At 62.0% G+C, this 19,403-nt stretch carries 18 protein-coding genes and 1 pseudogene; 4 read left to right on the top strand and 15 right to left on the bottom strand.

The window, feature by feature from the left end:
• Positions 1-95: 95 nt before the first annotated feature.
• A complete protein-coding gene (locus IAE77_RS01935) occupies positions 96-1,238 on the bottom strand; it encodes a 5-(carboxyamino)imidazole ribonucleotide synthase (protein ID WP_294221011.1) in 1,143 nt (380 codons plus the stop codon).
• Positions 1,235-1,756 carry a 5-(carboxyamino)imidazole ribonucleotide mutase gene (purE, locus tag IAE77_RS01940; protein WP_294221013.1) on the bottom strand — a complete coding sequence of 174 codons (522 nt, stop codon included), beginning with the start codon at positions 1,754-1,756 and terminating at the stop codon, positions 1,235-1,237. The genes IAE77_RS01935 and purE overlap by 4 nt, the downstream gene beginning before the upstream one ends.
• Positions 1,757-1,840: 84 nt before the next feature.
• On the opposite strand from purE, the gene pyrF reads away from it, so the two are divergent.
• Entirely contained in the window at positions 1,841-2,593 is a 753-nt protein-coding gene (pyrF, locus tag IAE77_RS01945) for an orotidine-5'-phosphate decarboxylase (RefSeq protein ID WP_294221015.1), read from the top strand.
• Positions 2,594-2,686: 93 nt separating this feature from the next.
• The gene (locus tag IAE77_RS01950) at positions 2,687-4,495 is read left to right on the top strand and encodes a GNAT family N-acyltransferase (protein ID WP_294221017.1); all 1,809 of its coding nucleotides are present in this window, start codon (positions 2,687-2,689) and stop codon (positions 4,493-4,495) included.
• A 44-nt stretch (positions 4,496-4,539) separates the two neighbouring features.
• On the opposite strand, the gene raiA is transcribed toward IAE77_RS01950, so the two are convergent.
• The 10 genes from raiA to IAE77_RS02000 form a co-directional block, all read right to left on the bottom strand.
• Positions 4,540-5,139 (bottom strand): ribosome-associated translation inhibitor RaiA, encoded by a 600-nt coding sequence (gene raiA, locus IAE77_RS01955; RefSeq protein ID WP_294221019.1) that lies wholly within the window; start codon positions 5,137-5,139, stop codon positions 4,540-4,542.
• Between the two features lie 45 nt (positions 5,140-5,184).
• Positions 5,185-5,976: an LPS export ABC transporter ATP-binding protein gene (lptB, locus tag IAE77_RS01960; protein ID WP_345780953.1), complete on the bottom strand. Its 792-nt coding sequence runs from the start codon at positions 5,974-5,976 to the stop codon at positions 5,185-5,187.
• A 77-nt stretch (positions 5,977-6,053) separates the two neighbouring features.
• Positions 6,054-7,049: a hypothetical protein gene (locus tag IAE77_RS01965; protein WP_294221022.1), complete on the bottom strand. Its 996-nt coding sequence runs from the start codon at positions 7,047-7,049 to the stop codon at positions 6,054-6,056.
• 1 nt (position 7,050) lies between these two features.
• Positions 7,051-7,590: a hypothetical protein gene (locus tag IAE77_RS01970; protein WP_294221025.1), complete on the bottom strand. Its 540-nt coding sequence runs from the start codon at positions 7,588-7,590 to the stop codon at positions 7,051-7,053.
• Positions 7,565-8,398: a 3-deoxy-8-phosphooctulonate synthase gene (gene kdsA / locus IAE77_RS01975; protein WP_294221028.1), complete on the bottom strand. Its 834-nt coding sequence runs from the start codon at positions 8,396-8,398 to the stop codon at positions 7,565-7,567. Before kdsA ends, IAE77_RS01970 begins: the two co-directional genes overlap by 26 nt.
• A gap of 132 nt (positions 8,399-8,530) precedes the next feature.
• Positions 8,531-9,382 carry a transglutaminase family protein gene (locus tag IAE77_RS01980; protein WP_294221030.1) on the bottom strand — a complete coding sequence of 284 codons (852 nt, stop codon included), beginning with the start codon at positions 9,380-9,382 and terminating at the stop codon, positions 8,531-8,533.
• A 30-nt stretch (positions 9,383-9,412) separates the two neighbouring features.
• Positions 9,413-10,474 carry an alpha-E domain-containing protein gene (locus tag IAE77_RS01985; protein WP_294221031.1) on the bottom strand — a complete coding sequence of 354 codons (1,062 nt, stop codon included), beginning with the start codon at positions 10,472-10,474 and terminating at the stop codon, positions 9,413-9,415.
• A gap of 131 nt (positions 10,475-10,605) precedes the next feature.
• A complete protein-coding gene (locus IAE77_RS01990; RefSeq protein WP_294221032.1) occupies positions 10,606-12,051 on the bottom strand; it encodes a circularly permuted type 2 ATP-grasp protein in 1,446 nt (481 codons plus the stop codon).
• 94 nt (positions 12,052-12,145) lie between these two features.
• Positions 12,146-13,021 (bottom strand): transglutaminase family protein, encoded by an 876-nt coding sequence (locus IAE77_RS01995; protein ID WP_294221034.1) that lies wholly within the window; start codon positions 13,019-13,021, stop codon positions 12,146-12,148.
• Entirely contained in the window at positions 13,018-15,612 is a 2,595-nt protein-coding gene (locus IAE77_RS02000; protein ID WP_294221036.1) for a circularly permuted type 2 ATP-grasp protein, read from the bottom strand. The genes IAE77_RS01995 and IAE77_RS02000 overlap by 4 nt, the downstream gene beginning before the upstream one ends.
• Positions 15,613-16,027: 415 nt before the next feature.
• Here IAE77_RS02000 and IAE77_RS02005 point away from each other — a divergent pair, with 415 nt between their 5' ends.
• On the top strand, positions 16,028-16,159 hold the full coding sequence (locus IAE77_RS02005; protein ID WP_294221039.1) for a hypothetical protein: 132 nt from the start codon (positions 16,028-16,030) through the stop codon (positions 16,157-16,159).
• Positions 16,160-16,238: 79 nt separating this feature from the next.
• Here the strand turns inward: IAE77_RS02005 and IAE77_RS02010 are convergent, their stop codons facing one another.
• The 3 genes from IAE77_RS02010 to IAE77_RS02020 all read right to left on the bottom strand — a co-directional run bounded on the left by IAE77_RS02010 (position 16,239) and on the right by IAE77_RS02020 (position 19,100).
• Positions 16,239-17,078, bottom strand: a complete 840-nt coding sequence (locus IAE77_RS02010; protein WP_294221041.1) for a hypothetical protein — start codon at positions 17,076-17,078, stop codon at positions 16,239-16,241.
• A gap of 340 nt (positions 17,079-17,418) precedes the next feature.
• Entirely contained in the window at positions 17,419-18,369 is a 951-nt protein-coding gene (locus IAE77_RS02015) for a nucleotidyl transferase AbiEii/AbiGii toxin family protein (RefSeq protein WP_294221056.1), read from the bottom strand.
• Positions 18,369-19,100: a type IV toxin-antitoxin system AbiEi family antitoxin domain-containing protein gene (locus IAE77_RS02020; RefSeq protein ID WP_294221043.1), complete on the bottom strand. Its 732-nt coding sequence runs from the start codon at positions 19,098-19,100 to the stop codon at positions 18,369-18,371. Before IAE77_RS02020 ends, IAE77_RS02015 begins: the two co-directional genes overlap by 1 nt.
• A gap of 159 nt (positions 19,101-19,259) precedes the next feature.
• Here IAE77_RS02020 and IAE77_RS02025 point away from each other — a divergent pair.
• A pseudogene (locus tag IAE77_RS02025) lies at positions 19,260-19,382 on the top strand (AAA family ATPase); the annotation flags it as partial.
• Positions 19,383-19,403 lie beyond the last annotated feature (21 nt).

Here is a 19,403-nt window from a genome sequence, read left to right on the forward strand (position 1 = left end):
AAAGCGGTGTCGGCGATGCAGGCTTGCGCCTTGCATCTCTGCCACCGCACTCCACGACGCTGCCGCGTTCGCGGAGGCGTGTCAGCATGGGTCCGTCACCCAATCCCCAACGCCTTCCGAATCGCGAGCGCGTCGTTGAGCGCTTGGTCGATCATGTCACCGAGGACGGTGAAGTGGCCCATCTTGCGGCGGGCGCGGGCTTCGCGTTTGCCGTAGAGGTGGAGCTTGGCGCGCGGATGATTCAGCACGGGCGACCAGTCGGGATGGGTGAGCGGGGCGGGCCAGATGTCGCCGAGGAGGTTGATCATGACGGCGGGCGTGTGCTGGGAGGCATCGCCGAGCGGCAGGCCGCAGACGGCGCGCTGCTGCTGCTGGAACTGGTTCGTGCGGCAGGCGTCGATGCTGTAGTGGCCACTGTTGTGCGGACGGGGGGCGATCTCGTTGACGATGACCTTGCCGTCGGTGGTGACGAACATTTCGACGGCCATGGTGCCGACGTAACCGAGGCCTTCGGCGACGGCCTTCCAGAGTTCGACGGCCTGCTCGACGATCTGCGGCTCCACGCGGGCGGGAGCGATGGTGACATCGAGAATGTGATGCGTGTGCTGGTTTTCGACGCAGCCGTGAACGGCGGTCTGGCCGTTGATCCCACGTGCACCGACGACGGAGACTTCGCAAACGAAGCTGACCCACTGCTCGACGACGGCGCGATGGCCTTCGAAGCCTTTCCAGGCTTCGGCGAGGTTCGTTTCGGCGGTGACTTTGCACTGGCCTTTGCCGTCGTAGCCGAAGGCGGCCGTTTTGATGACGCAGGGGCTGCCAAGTTCGGCCACAGCGGTTTCGAGGCTCTTCAAATCATCGACGACGCGGAACGGCGCGCAGGCGATGCCCTGGTCGCGGAGGAAGTTCTTCTCACGCTCGCGGTGCTGCGTGGTGAAAATGGCCTTGGAGCCGGGGCGGAGCGGTTTGACAGCTTCGACGGCCTGCAAACACGCGGCGGGGATGTTTTCGAACTCGGCAGTGACAACATCGACCTGCTGCAAAAAGCGGTTCAGGGCCACGGTATCGTCGTAAGACGCGTTGATCTCGATGTCAGCGAATTGGCCGGCGGGGCAGCCCTGCGGTTCATCGGTGAAGATGGCGATGCGATGGCCAGCGCGGCGTGCTTCGAGGGCAAGCATGCGCCCGAGCTGGCCGCCACCGAGGACGCCGAGGGTCGAGGGAGGGGGGAACATCATGCCTTCGCTTCGATGTCGAGATCGTTCTGGCTTTCGAGCACCTTCTGCGTCTGGCGCTCGCGGAAGGACTTCAGTTTGGCGGCGAGATCGGGATTTTCGTTCGCGAGCATCGACACGGCAAAGAGGCCCGCATTGAGCGCGCCGGCATTGCCGATGGCGAAGGTGGCGACAGGGATGCCACCGGGCATTTGCACGATGGAGTAGAGGCTGTCCATGCCGCTGAGGGCGCGACTTTGCACCGGAACGCCGAGAACGGGGATGGTGGTCATGCTGGCGGTCATGCCGGGCAGGTGCGCGGCGCCGCCGGCACCGGCGATGATGCATTTCAGGCCGCGCTGGGAGGCGGTGGTGGCGTAATCGTAAAGCAGCTGCGGCGTGCGATGGGCACTGACGACCTTCTTTTCAAAGGGCACGCCGAAGTCTTTCAACACCTGGGCGGCGTTTTGCATGGTGGGCCAGTCGGAACTGGAGCCCATGATGATGCCCACGAGGGGCTGTGCGGCGGATTCTTGGCTCATCGGCGGGCGCAGGATGGCGGGGGGCGTGGCAGCGTCAAATCTTCGATTTGGCGGGAGCGAAAAGCCGTGCGATGGGGGCGGCTCATGACTTTCCTCGACAAGCTGAATCAACGCATCGCCAAGACGGGCTCGAACCTCTGCGTGGGGCTCGATGTGCGGGCGGAGAACGCGGAAGAAGAGACGAAGCAGTGGATTCTCGACGTGATCGCGCAGACGGCCCCCTTTGCGGCGGCGTTCAAGCCGAACTCAGCCTACTTCGAGGCGCTGGGCTGGCGTGGCGTGAAGATGCTGGAGGAGATTTTGAAGGAGATTCCAAAGGAGATCCCGATCGTGCTCGACGTGAAGCGCGGGGACATTGGCGAGACACAGGGCTACTACGCGAAGGCCTGTTTTGACGTGATGAACGTGGATGCGGTGACGCTGAACGCCTACATGGGCCGCGACACACTGGAGCCTTTCCTGAAATACAGCGACAAGGGCCTGTATCTGCTGGGCGTGACCTCGAATCCGGGAGCAAAGGACCTCGAACTGCAGAAGACGGGTGACCGGCAGGTCTATGAACTCGTGGCCGAAATGACGAAAGGGCATCCGCAGGCCGGTCTGGTGGTCGGTTTGACCAATGCGGCTCCTGACGTGCTGGATCACATCCCCGACGTGCCGCTGCTGATTCCGGGCCTGGGTGCGCAGGGCGGCGATCTGGCGGCTTTGAAAGGCAGCGGGCGGAAGGCACCGCTGCTGGTGAATGTGTCCCGTGGCGTGTTGTATCAAAAGGACGAGCTGAGCTTTGCCCAACGGGCAGAACACTGGATGCGGCAGATCCAGGCAGCTTTGGGCTGAGGCGAATTCGACACGTAGCAGGCACTTGATTGCCACGTATTCTTGCGGATGGATGACAAACGTCATGCCAGCCACCACTGACTGACGGAACTTATGGTCTTCGACCTTAGCGAGCATCTCAAATCACCCCTTCAGCGACGGATCTACCGGCTGATCGGCCCCGCCGTGGAGACGGCACTCGGCCTGCGCGGCTTTGATCAGTGCTACCAGGATTCGGCGCGGCTGTTCCGGGCGCATCCGCAGCATCCGAAGGTGTTCGCCTGGTTCGATTCCGTGGCACATGCCCTGAAGCTGCAGGAGGACGCGGACCTGCCGGCGGAATTCGAGTTTCCGAAGACAGGGCCGCTGATCATCGTGGCGAATCACCCATTCGGCGTGATCGATCCTGTCATGCTGTGCCGCTGGGCCTCGCAGTTCCGGCCGGATTTGAAGGTGATGACGAACTCGCTGATGCTGGCGATGAAGGAGCTGGAGGATCATGTGATCCCGGTGAATCCCTTCGGCGGTGACAATGCGGCGAAGAAAAACCTGGGGCCGATGAAGGAGGCGATCCGCCTGCTGCGCAGCGGGGGCACACTGGTGATCTTCCCGGCGGGTGAAGTGGCCTCCTACAAGCCCGGGCGTGGGATCGACGAGCCGGCCTGGACGAATCATGTGGGCTCCCTGGTGCGGCGCACGCAGGCCACGGTGTTGCCTGTTTACTTCCCGGGGTCAAACAGCGCGCTTTTCCATGCCGCAGGCCTGATCCACCCGCGTCTGCGCACCAGCCTGCTGCTGCGTGAGTTTTGCAACCGAGCGAACACGCCAGTCCCGATGCGCGTGGGGCACCCAATCCCGTATTCCAGGCTGAAGAAGTTCGAGGATGACGAGTCGCTGACACGCTACCTGCGCATCCACACCTTCGTTTTGCATCAACGCGGGGAGGAGACGATCGCCAAACTGACCACGGAGGGGCAGAACATCACCATCACGCCCCCCAGCGACTTGCAGCACGAGCGCATGGTGGAGGAGATCGACCGTTTGCGGGCCCGTGGCGGCCGGCTGGTGGGCCAGGGCGGCCTCTCCGTCTATCAGGCGCATTCGCATGAGATTCCTTCCCTGCTGCCGGAGATCGGACGCCTGCGTGAAGTCACCTTCCGGGAAGTGGGCGAGGGCACGGGCAACGACATCGACCTGGACAAGTACGATCGCTACTATGAGCACCTCATCCTGTGGGACGAGGAGAAGGAGCAGGTCGCCGGAGCTTATCGCCTGGGCCGTGCCGACATGATCCTGCGCGAGTACGGGCCGAAGGGGCTGTACACGAGCACCTTGTTCCGTTTTGAGAAACCCTTCCTCGCGAACCTGGAGTGCGCTGTGGAGATGGGACGCAGCTTTGTGGTGAAGGCCTACCAGCGGAATCTGGCCAGCCTGCCGGTGCTGTGGAAAGGCATCGCGCACTGGATCGCCCGCAATCCGCGCTACAAGAAGCTGTTCGGCCCGGTGAGCATCAGCAAGGACTACAGCAGCCTGTCGCGGAAGATGATCGTGGAGTTCCTGCAGGACAACCGCATGCACCCGCATCTGTCGAATTTCGTGAAGCCGCGGAATCCGTTCCGCTACATGCGCAGCCGGCGGATGATGCGCGAGTTCATCAGCGCGGACCTGGAGAATGTGGACGACTGCTCCGCGCTGGTCTCAAGCCTGGAGACGGACGGCAAGGGCATCCCGGTGCTGCTCAAGCACTACCTCAAGCTCAACGCCACGCTGCTGAGCTTCAATGTGGACAAGGACTTCTCGTCCGTCGTCGATGGCCTGATCCTGGTGGACTTCACCGAGGTCGATCCGCGCCTGCTGGCGAAGTACATGGGCGAGGAAAGCTGCCAGCAGTATCTGGCGCTGCACAAAAAAGAGGCGGCCTGAAACAGGCCGCCTCGTGCGAATCGCGGGATGGTTGACGCCGTGGCTCAATGAGAGCCGTTGGCGATGTCTTCGGGCTCGATCAGGCCGTAGTCGCCGTCCTTGCGGCGGAACAGGATGGCCAGACGATGCGTCTGCTGGTTGTGGAAGAGCACGAAGGGGCGCTCGCTCATTTCGAGGTCCACGATGGCCTCGTCAGCGTAGAGCGGACGGATCTTGTACTTCTCGTTGTGGACGTAGGACGGCTGGATGTGCTCGTCCTCGGTATGGAGGATCTCCTGATGGAAGACGTGCTCCTCGATGTGGCGGATGGAGCCATCCTTGCGCGGGCGGTGGCTCTTGAGCAGGCGCGTCTTGTACTTGCGCATGCGGCGGGCGATCTTGGCGACGCTCTCATCGATGGAGGCATAGATGTCCTCGGTGACCGACTTCACTTCGATGACGATGTGGTCCGCGCAGAACAGGATGATTTCCGCGATGTGGCGGTGATGGTTCTGAACGTCGAGAACAACCTTGGCCTCGATGATCCGGGGGTAGTCGAGGTGAAGACTTTCGATTTTCTTGTGAGCGTAGTCACGAATCGCCTCGGTGACGTCCATGTGACGGGCCGTGACGACGATGGGGAGGTTGACGTTGTGTTTTTGCATGGTGGTTCTCCTGTGGGGTGAAAAGCGGGGGTTGAGAGTTCGGATTCACATGGTGAAGCCTTCGCCGAGGTAGAGACGGCGGGCCTCCTCATCGTTGACGAGGAAGTCCTTCGTGCCGTGGCGGCGCACACGGCCTTCGAAAATGAGATAGGCGCGATCGACGATGTTCAGTGTCTCGCGCACGTTGTGGTCGGTGATGAGGATGGCCAGTCCCGCCTGCCGCAGCATGCGGATGATGTCCTGGATCTCGCTGACGGCGATGGGATCGACGCCGCTGAAGGGTTCGTCCAGCATCAGCAGCTTCGGTGAGGTCACCAGCGAACGCGCGATGGTGAGACGGCGCTTTTCGCCACCACTGAGGGTGATGGCGAGGTTGTCCGCGACGTGGTCGATGCCGAACTTCTCCATCAACGACTGGGTCTGGTCCACGCGCTCCTGTTTGGTGAAGTCCTGTGTCTCCATGACCGCCATGATGTTCTCCCGCACGGTGAGGCGTCGGAAGATGGACTCCTCCTGTGGCAGGTAGCCCATGCCGAGACGGGCACGCTGGTACATCGGCTCGTGGGTGGCGTCCTGCCCGTCAAAAATCACCTGGCCGCCATTTGGCTGCACCAGGCCGACGATCATGTAAAAGGTGGTGGTCTTGCCGGCGCCGTTCGGACCCAGCAGGCCCACGATCTCGCCAGTTTTCACCTCAATGTCCACGCCGTTCACCACGGCACGGCCGTCATAGACTTTTTTCAGGCCCTGGGTGTGCAGGAGCACCGGAGCATCGCCGGTGCCGGCCATCTCAGGCGCAAGCTGGCTGGCGTGGTAGGCACCGTCCGCCGTCTGCATGACAGGCGGGTCCATCGAGAGCGGGAGATCCTGGCCCGAAGGCCCTCCCTTCGTTCTTTTCCGTTTGGGAGCCATGATCACTGTTGTGGTGGCGCCTCGCCGCCCGGGGACAGCCCGCGGCTCTTGGGGGTGGCGTCTTCTCCCTGGAGAATGATGGTCTCATGACCACCTGTCGTGGTCAGCTTGCCGGCGCGATCAATGATCATCACGCAGCCCGCCTCCGTGGCCTTGTGAAGCTTGTTCCCGGCCTGGACCTGCGGCCATTCATAGAGCGTGGTGATGCCGGTCTTGCCGTCGTGGACGAGGTGTTTGCAATGGCCGATCTGCAAGGTGCCGTCATCGGCCATTTTTTCCACGGTCACCATCGGCCCGCGGGCGTCGGCCTTCTCGATGCCGCTGCCTTCATTGGAGTCCTTCTTGGGTGCCGCCAGGATGTCGGCATCTTTGACGGCCGGAGCCTCGCGCTTCGGCTTGGCGTCCGGATCGGGACGGGCCATCCAGACTTCGAGTTCCTCGCACTCGATGTACATCTGCGGGTGGCGTGCGCGGACGTTGCCGACATACATGCCGTAACCGGCGTTCGCGTCAAAGAAGGCGCTCTTCTGCGCCTTGATGTCGATCTGGCCCTTGGTGGCCTTCGGCGCCTCGTCCAGATTGAGCGGCTGCAATGGTTTGGGCTGCGGTCCGGCGGGCGGCGGCGGTGCTTCCACCACTGGTGTGGCCGGGGAAACCGGGGCTGCGGGAGCAGGCGTCGCCGGCGGCGTGGAACCGGTCACGGCACTGGCAGCGCTGGCCGCTGCCTGGCTTTGCATCAGGGTCTGGGCCGCCTGCAAGGCTTTGGCACGCATGTCGGCATTTTCAGGCGAGGTCAGCAGTTCCTTGGCCTTGTCCTTCACCTCGTCGGGCACCTGTTTGGCGGCCGCTTTGGCCGCGTCGATCATTTTGGACTTCGTCTCGTCGTCCACCTTTTTCTTCCGGAAGTCGAACAGCGGCCGCGTGCCGCCCGGACCTTGCGCCCACGCGGCGGCACTGCCGGCGAGCAGGGCGATGCAGAGAATGGACGATGTTTTCATGTCACTTGTCGGGCTTGGATTCGGAGGGGAGCTTTCCCTCGCCGCTGAAACTCGCGGTGTCAAAGATGACCATGTGGATGTTTCCGGTCATCCGGCCTTGATTCGTGGTGGTGTCGAACACGAGGCTGTCCCCTTCGATTTGAAAGTCAGCGCGGCTCACACGGCTGCGCTCCGTGCTGCGCAGGATGCCGCCGGCCATGTGGTAAAAGGCGGTCTTCAAATCCAGACGCACATCCTTGCCGGGGACCGGGCTGAACATCTCCACCACCAGTTTCTCCGCGTAAAGACGCTCGTCCCCGATGCGCCGGATCACATCCGCGGTGATCAGCGAGGTGCGGCGGCCCGTTTCATCAAAGGAAGGGATCACCGCCCCTTTGCTCTCTGCTCCCAGCGGCACCATTTTCAGGAAGGAGTCCATCCCTGTCTCCGGCGCTGTCTGCCCCTGCGCAAACATCACCACCCCGGCCACCACTCCGAGCGTGATGGACAGCAGGATTTTGCGGCGGACCAGCAGCTCAAGCGATGTCGCGAACAATGCCATGTATTTTCCTCAAGGTTTCCACCACTTCCGCGATCTGGGACAGTGGGATTTGATTCGGGCCGTCTGAAAGCGCCTTCGCCGGATCAGGGTGCGTTTCCATGAACACACCGTCACAGCCTGTCGCCACGGCCGCGCGGGCCAGCACCGGTGCCAGCTTGCCATCACCGCCGGTCGTGGTGCCCAGACCGCCGGGTCGCTGCACGCTGTGCGTCGCATCCATCACCGCCCGGTAGCCAAGCTCGCGCATCCAGTGGAGCGAACGCATGTCGGCCACGAGGTTGTTGTAGCCAAAGGTCGTCCCGCGCTCCGTGAACATGAAATGCTGGCATCCAGCGGCGACCAGTTTGTCTGCGATGTTCTTCACATCCCATGGCGCGAGGAACTGGCCCTTCTTCACATTGACAGTACGTCCCGTCTCCCCTGCGGCGACGATCAAATCGGTCTGCCGGCACAAAAAGGCCGGAATTTGCAGCAGATCGATGTGCTCCGCAGCGACTTTGGCCTCCTCAGCCGTGTGAATGTCCGTCGTCACCGGAACGCCCAGTTTCGCGCCCACCTGCGCCAGCAGCTTGCAGCCCGCCTCGCAGCCCAGGCCGCGATACGACGAGATGGCGCTGCGGTTCGCCTTGTCATACGAGGCCTTGAAAATCCAGCGCCAGCCGTGCTGTTTTGCGATTCCACCGAGCTCTTCCGCCACGCTCCAGAGGAAGTCCTCGCTCTCGATCACGCAGGGGCCCAGAATGAACACGGGTTCCGTGCCATCCATCGACACCGAACCGATTTTGACCACCGGAAGAGAAAACGCCATGCTACGCAGAATTGATGTTGCTCCGGCCTTCCACCCGGATCGCTGTTCAAAATGCCAACCCCGGTGTCCTAGCCGCTGTAAGGAGTCTAACCCGCCCCCCAAACATGACAACGGGAGATTCTTGCCGCCCAGTCACCCATCCGTGCGCCGGACTTCCAGTTCCACCTGTAGTGCGGTGGTGGCGCCGGGCGGGCCGTCGAAGTGGCCGGTGATGGGCGCGGCGTCGTTGTAGTCGCGGCCGGTGGCGATCTTGATGTGGCGCTCGTCGGCCAGCGTGTCGTTGGTGGGGTCGAGGCCGTACCAGCCTTTCCCCGGCACGTGAACCTCCACCCACGCGTGCGAGGCCTGGGCGCCGCGCAAGTGCGAATCAGGGCCGTTGTAGAGATAACCGCTCACGTAGCGTGCCGGGATGCCCAGGCTGCGGCAGATGCCGATCATGAGATGGGCGAAGTCCTGGCAGACGCCGTTCTTCGAGTTGAGCACCTCATTCATGTGCGTGGTGACGCTGGTGGTGTTCGGCGCGTAGGTCCAGTGTTCGAAGATGTGATGCATCACCGCCTCGGCGGTCTCGAAGACATCCTCCCGGTCGTCGCGGATATCGATGCCGAGGCGCCAGACCTCGGGGGATATGTCCACGTAGCGGCTGCCGCCCAGAAAAGGAACGACCATGTCATCAAGGTCGGTCTTGAGTGCTGGGAAACCCACCCCTGTGGGCCGGCTGTCGGCGTAGGGGTTTGTGGTGTTGATGGTGGACTGCGCCTCAATGGTGAGGTCGCCGTGCGGCTCCGGAATGTCGAAGTAGTGCACGTAGTTCAGCCAGTTGTCGCGGAAGTGCCGCAGGCGCGCCGGCGGATTGACGTTCAGCAGGAAAAACTCCAGCCGTGACTTGTCATCGGTGACCGGGCGCAGCCGCAGTTCATTGTAGCTGTCGCGCACCGGCGCACGATAGACGTAACGTGTGCGGTGGAAGACTCGGAATCGCATGGAGGGGTTCGGGGGCGGCTCCTTACGTCGTCACTGCTGCTGTTGTTGTTGCATCTGGGCGTCCTCGTCGTGGTGGGCGTGGAAGGCTCCCAAAGCCGGCGTCGAGGTGGTTTCCTCCGGTGCATCTTCCGCCACTGGGGTGAGGTCCGCATACAGGACGAAAGTCTGGAAAATGGACACCCCGATGTCATTCAGCCGGCTCTGCAGGATGTCGATGTACTCATGAAGGCCGACGGCGAGCACCTCATCGACCGTCGTGTAGGCGAGATCGGAGCGCAGACGTCCAGCCCGGCGCACCGGGGACGGCATGTGATGCAGGGAACCCACGCCGCAAAGGCGTTGCAGCGTCTGATGCAACTCCACCACGCAGCAGGCGACGGAGCGCGGGAAGGTTTCGTCGAGCAGCAGGTATTCGATGATCTTCTTTGGGTCCAGCTTGCTGTGTTCGGCCTGGAATGCATGCCATGCGGAGCAGGAGCGCAGCAGCGCGGCCCAGCGCAGCGGGCGGGACTGGGGATGCGGCGGCATTTCCATCGAAAGGGCGGAGCAGGTGTCGAGCAGGCGCGACATCTGGTCCGCACGCTCCAGGCAGGTGCCGAGGCGCAGGAAGTGCCAAACCTCGCCACGCGGCGTGGTCGAGTCTGCGATGCCCTGGAACTGATAGGACCGGCGCAACACGCGCTCGTAGAAGGCGGCGTTCTGGTTTCGGTAGGTGCTGCGGCCCTCATTCGACTCCACGAAGAGCCGCAGGCCGTTCAGACATTCCCAGATCTCATCGGAGATCTGGTCCCGCACGGTGCGGGCGTTTTCGCGGGCGGCGCGGATGCTGTTGAGGATCGAGTTCGGGTTTTCAGGCCGCAGTGCGACGAATGCGGCCACATCACGCCCCTTGATCTTCTTATGAACGGCGGAATAGGCCTCCTCATCACCCGTGGTGGCGAGAATGGGCCGCCAGAACTGCTCTTCATCCAGGCCGTCCGCCCCGGCGTCGAGCAGCAGGTCCTGCGTGGACAGCAGGAGGCGGGAGAGGTTCTCGGCGCGTTCGACGTAACGCGCCATCCAGTAGATGCTGTCTGCGACGCGGCTTAACATGAAAAGAAGGCAGTGAGGGTTGGCGTGGCGGGCAAATGACGAATGCCAGATGACGTGCTGCGGAGAGGTGAAGGGGTGTGTGGAATCATGGAGACCTCGATTGAATCATTCATTCGACATTCACGAATTCGTCATTCGTCATTCCAAAGGACCCACGTGTCCTTGCTGCCGCCGCCTTGTGACGAATTGACGACGAGCGAGCCCTTTTTCAGAGCCACACGGGTCAGGCCGCCAGGAACGACGCGCACGCGGTCGCCGTAGAGCACGTAGGGCCGCAGGTCGATGTGACGGCCTTCGAAATGATCATCCACGAACACCGGATGACGCGAGAGCTGCAGCACCGGCTGCGCGATGTAGTTGCGCGGGTTCGCCTTGATGCGTTCCGCGAAGTCCGCGCGCTCCTTTTTCGACGCGCTCGGCCCCATCAGCATGCCGTAGCCACCAGACTCATTCACCGCCTTCACCACCAGCTTGTCGAGGTTCTCCAGGATGTAGGCGCATTCCTTCTTCTTGATGCCGAGGAAGGTCTGCACGTTGGGCAGGATCGGCTCCTGGTCGAGGTAGTACTCGATCATCTTCGGCACGAGCGCGTACACCGCCTTGTCGTCCGCCACGCCGGTGCCGATGGAGTTTGCGAGCGCCACGTGGCCCTTGCGGTAGGAATTGATGATGCCCGGCACGCCGAGCAGCGAGTCCTTGCGGAAGACGAGCGGGTCGAGGAAGTCGTCGTCGATGCGCCGGTAGATCACATGCACCTGCTCCAGCCCTTTGGTCGTGCGCATGAACACACGGTCGTTGCGCATGATGAGATCGCGGCCCTCGACGATCGGCACGCCCATCTGCTTGGCCAGGTAGCAGTGCTCAAAGTAGGCGCTGTTGTAGATCCCGGGCGTCAGCACCACGATGGTCGGCTCCAGAACGCCCTTCGGCGCGAGATGGGCGAGGGTTTCCCGCAGCATCGTGCCATACGCGTCCACCGGACGCACGGGAAGCGACTGCAGCAGGCCGGGGAAGGCACGCTTCATCGCGTGGCGGTTCTCCAGCATGTAGGAGGCCCCGGAAGGGCAGCGGCCGTTGTCCTCCAGCACGAAGTACTCGCCCTTGTCATCACGCACGAGATCGGTGCCGCAGATGTGGATGTAGATGCCGTGCGGCACCTTCACGCCCTTGAATTCAGGACGGTAGTGGGAGGCGCTGAGCACCAGCTCCTCCGGCACCGCCTTGTCGTTCAGGATCTTCTGGCCGTGGTAGATGTCATTGAGGAAGAGGTTCAGCGCCGTGATGCGCTGGGTCAGCCCGGCCTCGACGCGTTCCCACTCCCGCTGCGGGATGATGCGCGGCATGAGGTCGAAGGGAAAGATGCGCTCCGTCCCCTGGTCATCGCCATAAACGGTGAACGTGACACCCATCCGGAGGAAGGCGGCGTCCACAGCCTTTTGCAGGGTTGAGTAATCACCGGGCGTCAGGTTGCCCACGCTGGACAGCAGGCCCTCATAGTGGGCACGTGCGGCTCCGGGCGCGGAAAAGACCTCGTCGAAAAATTTGCCGGGTTGGTAGTCGTTAAACAGGGACGACATGGGTCTCTTCATAAAAGCACGGCCCGTGCCAGAGTTGTGCGGCTGTTTCAAGCAGCAATCACGTGCACATCATCCAGCCACTGGGCCGCAAGATTCACTCCACCGGCTCCACATCCACCCCCACGATCACGCTGTGCTTCCCGCCGCCGGTGATGATGCCGCGCACGGGGCTCACATCGGAAAAATCGCGGCCCAGTGCCACCGTGATGTGGTCCAAGGACGTGAAACAGTCGTTCGTGGGATCGAAATCCACCCAGCCAAAGCCAGGAACAAAGCAGGACACCCATGCGTGCGAGGCATCGACGCCCACCAGCCTCGCCTTGCCGGGCGGCGGCCGCGTGCGCAGATAACCGCTCACATAACGAGCGGGAAGTCCCATCGCCCGCAGGCTGGCGATGGCCAGATGCGCGAAGTCCTGACAAACGCCGCGTTTGTTCGCCAAAACCTCGCTCAACGGCGTGCTGATCGTCGTCGCACGCGGATCAAAGACGAATTCGCGATGAATGCGGCGGCTCAGATCAGCCACGGCGGCGAGCACGGGCCGTCCTTTCTTGAAACTCGGCAGCGCGAACTCCCGCTGGGGCATTTCGTGCACCAGAAGCGGGCTGCGGAAGACGAACTGGCAGGGATCGAGCAGATCGACGGCCACCGGATCCCGGAACAGGGCCGCCACGTCCTCCCAGGCGGGCGTTTGCGCCGGATCCGGCTGCAAGACGGACGAGAGGGACACGGAGCTGCGTGAAACGACCTCGAACCGCGCGTGCAGCTTCTGAATCGAGAAGCAGGACACCTGGTTGCCGAAGGAATCCGTGTGCTCGGTGGTGAGATCGGGCTCCGGATCGAAGCTGAGGCCGAATTCCGTGCAGCGCTGCGTGTCCGTGTCACGCGGACGCAGCCGTGCCGCGTGGTGGGAGACGGCCACCGGCTCGCTGTACACATACTTGGTACGATGCGTGATGCGGTAGTTCATCGCGGTGGGGCAGGATCAGCAGGTGCCACATCACCGCTGCTGCTGATGGTGGAATGCGCGAAGTAGCCGGCGCTCATCGCGTCGCTGAGCGCTGGCATCGCATCAATGAGCTGCTGGAGGAGCTTCGCCACCTGGCTGGCGGACCATTGGCCCGGTTCCACCCGTGCGAGCTCCGTGGGGTCGCAAAGCTGCAGCCGCGTGCTGTTTTCGATGAGCACGCGCATCGCCGGCGTCAGCAGCGCGGAGTTTTGCTCGCGGGGCAGGTGGCGGAAGTGCCCCTCGATGCGCTGGAACTGGAAACGCAGGCCGCGTGGGTTCAATTCATCCAGCATCAGCAGGTCGTAAACGGCGGCGAGCTGCGGCAGCAGGCTGTAGCGGTTGCGATACGTGATCGTGCTGTCTCCGACCTCCAGAATGGCCTCCAGCAGGCTGGGATTCTCCGCGTCGGCGCTGCGCAGGCCGGCCAGCAGCAGCTCGCTGATGTAAACGGTGCGCTCGATGCGGTGCCCCATGTCCAGGAACATCCAGCCCTGGGCACGCGTCATGTTTTCCTTCGCCAGACCGTGAAAGGACGCCAGCTCGAGGATGATGCGGGTCAGAACATTCAGCGCGTCGGACATCGGTGTCACGCTGGCGGAGTTGTCTGCGGCGTCCAGCGCGTCGCTGAGCTGGCTGATCACACGCCAGGTGTCCACGGAGATGCGGTCGCGCAGCAGCACGCCGATGCGCTGGATGTGGGCGACGTTGGAGCGGATGCTGGATGGGTGATCCGCGTCGAAAATGGCCTGCAGCAGCCGGGCTTCGATCTGCTCCTGCTGCGCGGCCAGGAGCGTCGCCGAGGGCACCTGCTCGATGATGCCGAGGCTGCGCAGCGCCTCCAAAAGCGGCAGCAGCAGCGGTGTCTCGCTCATGCCGCTTTCGGGCGAGCAGCGCAGCAGGGTGGAGCGCAGCAGCCGGGCGGTGGATTCCGCGCGTTCCGCGTAGCGGCCGAGCCAGAACAGATGATTCGCCACGCGGCTGCCCAGGTTGTGCCCCACCCGGCGCAGCTCCACCGGCGTGCGCGTGGCGGAGAGCAGCGTGACGTTTTCCACCGGCCCGTCACTCAGCACCCAGGTGTCCTTGCTGCTGCCGCCTTTCTGCATCGAGACGAGCGGTGAATCGAGGCTGGAGGCCACCCGCGTCAATGCGCCGGGCATCACCATGTAGCCATCAGGTGTCGCCACCAGGTAAACGCGCACGCTCACCGGCTTGTGCACCAGTTTGCCATCCTCCCATGTCGGCGCTGTCGAGAACGTGATCTTCTCCTGGGCGGCCCAGCGGTGGGGCGCGAAACGCATGCGCTCCAGCAGCGCCGCGTGCTCGGTCGCGCTGAGATTGCCGCCGAAGTGAACCTCGCGCCCACGCACGCGGAAGGCGCTTTTGAACACCAAGCTCGAGATGCGCTGCTCCACCTCGCGCATGGGCGTCTCCTGGCCGCACCACCAAGTGGCCACGGACGGCATCAGCAGGTCCTCATTGAGCAGTTTGCGGCACAAACCGGGCAGGAAGGCCATCATCGCCGGCGCTTCGGCCAGTCCGGAGCCCAACGCGTTCGCCAAGGCCACATTCCCGGCACGAACCGCACGCACGAGGCCGGGAACGCCTAGCATCGAGTCATTGCGCAGCTCCAGCGGATCGCAAAAATCGTCGTCCACGCGGCGCAGGATGACATCCACCGGCTCCAGGCCGCTGAGCGTCTTCAAATAGACACGGTCATCGCGCACGGTCAGGTCCTCGCCCTCGACCAACGTGTAACCGAGGTAACGGGCCAGATAAGCCTGCTCGAAATACGTCTCGTTGTAAGGTCCCGGCGTCAGCAGCACCACGCGCGGCTCCTCGACACGTCGCGGGGCCAGTGCGGCCAGCGATTGCTGCATCTGGCGGAAGAACCCGGCCAGCCGCCGCACCCGTGCATCGCGAAACACCTCCGGCAGCAGTCGTGAGGTGATCAGGCGATTTTCCAGCGCGTAACCTGCACCCGTGGGAATCTGCGTGCGATCCGCGATCACCCACCACTGGCCATCCGGCGAGCGGGCGATGTCCGCGCCATACACCTGCAGCGGCTTCTCTCCAGGCACGGGAATGCCATGACAGGGCCTCAAATAAGCCGGTTGGGCCAGGACGAGCGCCGCGGGCAGGTCGCCCCGCTTGATGAGCTGCTGCGGGCCGTAGCTGTCCACCAGGACCGCGTTCAGCAGCGTGGCACGTTGGATCAGCGCCTTCTCGATGCCTTCCCACTCCTTGGCCGAAATGACGAACGGCACAGGGTCCATCATCCACGGCGTGTCCATGCCGCCCTTGGCATTGTAAACATTGAAGGACACGCCGCGCTCGGCCAGCAGACGACGGGCGGTGTCGGACAGGCGCTTCACGCCGGCGGCGTCACGCTTCTTCAGATCCGCCACCAGTGCCTCGTAATGCGCCCGCACCTTGGCCGAGTCATCCCTCAGCTCGTCGTAGTGCCCCTTCACGCCAGTCAGGTCGGCACACGAAGCCGCCGCCCGTGCCGCGGCAGGAGCTGTGGAGGCGGAGTTTTGCGTGCGGAAGATCAATTCAGGCGGGTTGGAGCGACGACAAATCAGGAACGGATGGTGGAAACCCTTTCAACCATCGCATTCCCTTTCTTGCAAGCCATCGCAAGGGCTGTGCCAGCTTTCGAGCGGCTCCCGTCTGTTCACAACACCCGCCCAAGTCGCGCCTTCAGGTCCGGCAGAAGCTTTTCCACCACCGGCATCGATCTCGTTGCCGCCTCACACCAGGCCAGCGTCAGCGTGCGTTCGTATCGGAGTGCTTTCTCGGTCTGGCGTTGGATCACCGACGCATTCGTGGCAGAGGCCGCGCTTTTGGCAGACTCAGGGAGGAACCCGGCATGCCATGCTCGCGGCCCGGCTCTCCAGCAGCGCACACGATAGCGCGGCGGTGACTCTGCACAAAGACCTTCGAAGTCCTCGGCACCTGCCCCCGCGCTTGTACATCGACGACGTCGAGTGGGATAAGAAATGGGAGATCGGCCGCACCGGCGCCGCCTGCCTCGGCCTCTACACGAACAACGGCACCGTCTTCGCCACCGCCACCACCGATTGGGCGCATGGCTTATAGGGGAACGACGCGCATGTCGTGCGCATCACGAAGACTGTGCTGGAGCGGCTGGGGAGGTGAGTGTCGCCTTAAGGGGGCCTCAAAACTTCTGCGACTCCCATTCCTGAAGCAACGCTTTCGCCGGTGACCAATCTCCTTGGGAGATAAAGTCAGGTTGCATCCCCGCATCGACAAAAGCCTTCATAAATGTGGGATATTGGTCCTTATACAGGCCCCATGTTGTTTCATACTTTCTCCGGATGGGTTCGTCGATCTGCGCTTTCATGGCAGAACCAATCGAGTGCAAAAATGAGCATTCTTTGGTGAGAACATCTTCCAGCCCGCTAGCAAAGACTAAAATCCAGTCCAACGGAAACGCTACGCCAGCAGCTTCGTCGCTCTTTGGTGAACTTCCGGCATTATTGGCAGGCGAATTATGATGAAAGTGGAGTTCTTTGATTGCTTGTGTCAAAAAGACAAAACTAAACCGCTCGTTGTAGCGTCTAGCATGAAACACACTGCTGAATTGCAGACAATAATTGTCGATAAACAAACCTACAGCTTTCAGTTCTTTTTCCGCTTTATGAGCATCACGTGTGGCTGGACCGAAAAACGCATCAACGTTTTTCATTCGCTCGCGATGAAAATCACCATGAGTGATAATGCCCCGGAAGAAATAGCCTTTGCCTAGACACCGAAACAGCAAATCCTTGGCAAATTCGCACAAAAACATGACCGCATGTTTCGAATCGTCTTCGCTCCTTATCTCAAGTTTGTTGAACACGAGCAACGTATCCGAGAAAAAGATAACCTCGAAGTCTTCATGTCGATGCACATTCAGCGAATCAACTATTCTTAGCACCTCAAGCGCCTGATCAGGCGTGTCGATTAAGTTCGAAAAGCCGAGTATGTCGAGGTAGAGGATAAAATGCTTTTTCATTATGGCGAGATACTGGAACCAGTTTTGATGTGGTTTAGCGATAGTTGATAACCGTGGAGGCTTTCGTGCGTGCGCATCTATGACGATTGAGGCGCACAAACTTCGAGTCATTATCACACTCAACGATACAACATCCGTTATCCAGCATGCTGCGCACCGTATCGCGATCCGCTGGGCGCAGTTTGGGAATGAGATGAGCGATTTGGGCGACCACCGGTTTCATCCAGCGATTCTGCCCGAGTCCGACAGCGGCGCAACGTTCGTTTCCCGGGCAACTAACCGCTAATTTGACGCTTATGAGACGCTAATCAGAATTCATCAGCGTCAGATTAGCGTCTTATCAGCGGTTCAAAGATCTGGGAGTTGCCGAGACATTCTTCTCCAAAGCCCTCTCAAGCGCCTCGGCCTGTGCCTGGAACTTCTTCGGGTTGGACTTCTTGAGTTGGCGGAGGTTGGCGAGCTTCCAGGCGATGGCTGGCATGGCGGATAGATGCGGTGGCTTCATCAGGCTCCAGTCCGGCTCGGCCAGCACGAGTCCGCGCAGGAACTGGCGTTGCTCGTCGCTCAAGCGGTTGAGAATCTCGGTGAAGAGCTTTTCACGCACCTCCAGCAGCTCGGGCAGAGCCACGGTGCCGTCGGCCATGCCGGCGAATTCGTTCACAAATGCCGGTTCGATGTTCAGCCGGTTGCCGGAGAGCACCTCATGCACGGGCCGGTTGTGCCCGGCGAGGTAGCAGACGAAGCATTCGATCATCTCCGAGGTCAGGCCGCCTTCTTGGTAGAGCCTGAGCACGTCGAAAAGATCACGCGGGTGCTGCCGGTCCATCGCGGCGACGAGTTTGCTGCCGTAGAGTTCCGCCGTGTGAAGCACGGGGACTTCGAGACCGGTCTGGAAGAGTGCCTGCGCCCTCGGGGCCAGCGGTCGTGTCTCCACCGGCAGCACGGTGCCGCGAAAGACGTGGTTCACCTCCACCTTCACCCGCTGGCGGCCGCGCTGCACAAAGAGCTTCACTTCATTGCCATCACGAGTGACTCCGATCTCGCAAACGCAGCCGGTTTTCACCAGAGCCGTCTGCATCCGCTCCATCTGGCCTGAGATCATCGCAAACGCCGCCTCCCGCGTGAGCGTGTGATCGCGCACGACCAGATCGAGATCGACGGACAGTCTCGGCATGTCCCGCAGAAACAGATTGATGGCCGTGCCGCCTTTCAGAGCGAAGTGGTCACCCTGGAAGACCTCCGGCACCACGGCCAGCAGCAGGCGGACGGTTTGGACGTAGTCGGGGTTCATCACGATTTGACGATGAGAAGGCTGCCGTCTTTGAGCCGGCGTATCCAGCGCCCCTGGCCGAGCCTACCTGTGGCGGCTTCACGCGCTGCGCCAGCCCACGGCAGGCCGAGTTCCTCCGCCCACACGACGCAAAGCCGCGCGGCCTTCACTTTCTGGCAGTGGCGCAAAAGCTCGCCCAGCAGTGTCATGCGCGGACTGCGCAGCGACTCCATGATGCCACGCGCCTCGTCAGCCTCCTGATGCACGCCCACCTCGCTGAGCATTTCGAGCAGCGCCCGCTCCGGGGCGGAAACGAGAGGGCCGTCGGGTGATTCGGGCAGCGTGGCGAGTCCTTGGTCCTCGGGCAGTTCTTCATCAAAAAGCCGGCCCGCATGGTATCGGGCGGGAAACCGCTCCTGGAACCAGTCCGGTAATGTCGCCTTTTTCAACCCATGCAGGCAGATGACCTCACGCGGGGCGAGATTTTGGACGAAACCCTGCCATGCCAGCGCCGTCTTTCCGGCCACATGGAGATTAGGCAGGCTGCGTGCCAAAAACTGGATGCTCGGATCGCGCCGCAGTTGATCCCCTGTGAACATGAATACGCCGCGCCCCAGGCGCACGAGCCAACCCGTCGTCACATACTCATGCGCCAGCGCCGACGAGATCCCCGCTCGCCCCAGGTCTTCGATGCTCAAAGGCATCCCTTGGGGCAGGTTGAGCTGTCGGAGATTGATTGCTTTAGGTGTCACAGTTCAAAGATTCCTTGAACTAATCCACCTGAAGTAAACAAACTCAAGGCGGGTCTTTGGTTTTCAGACACCGGAGGACCGGCGGCCTGTCCACATGACTTTTCCACGATGAGCGGCTTTGTCTGGCAACGCGGATGAAACTTGGTGAGTGCTGCTGTGATGGGGCATTGGGCTGAGCCTCATGCGCATCATTGCATCTCGAATCAAAAAGGCGGCGTGGGCAAAACCAAGACGATGGTGAATCTCGCCGCCGGCTTGGCGAAGCGTGGCGTGCGCGTGCTGGCTGGTGGATCTGGATTCACT

Source organism: Prosthecobacter sp. (assembly GCF_014879935.1).
Taxonomy (GTDB): Bacteria; Verrucomicrobiota; Verrucomicrobiia; order Verrucomicrobiales; family Verrucomicrobiaceae; genus Prosthecobacter.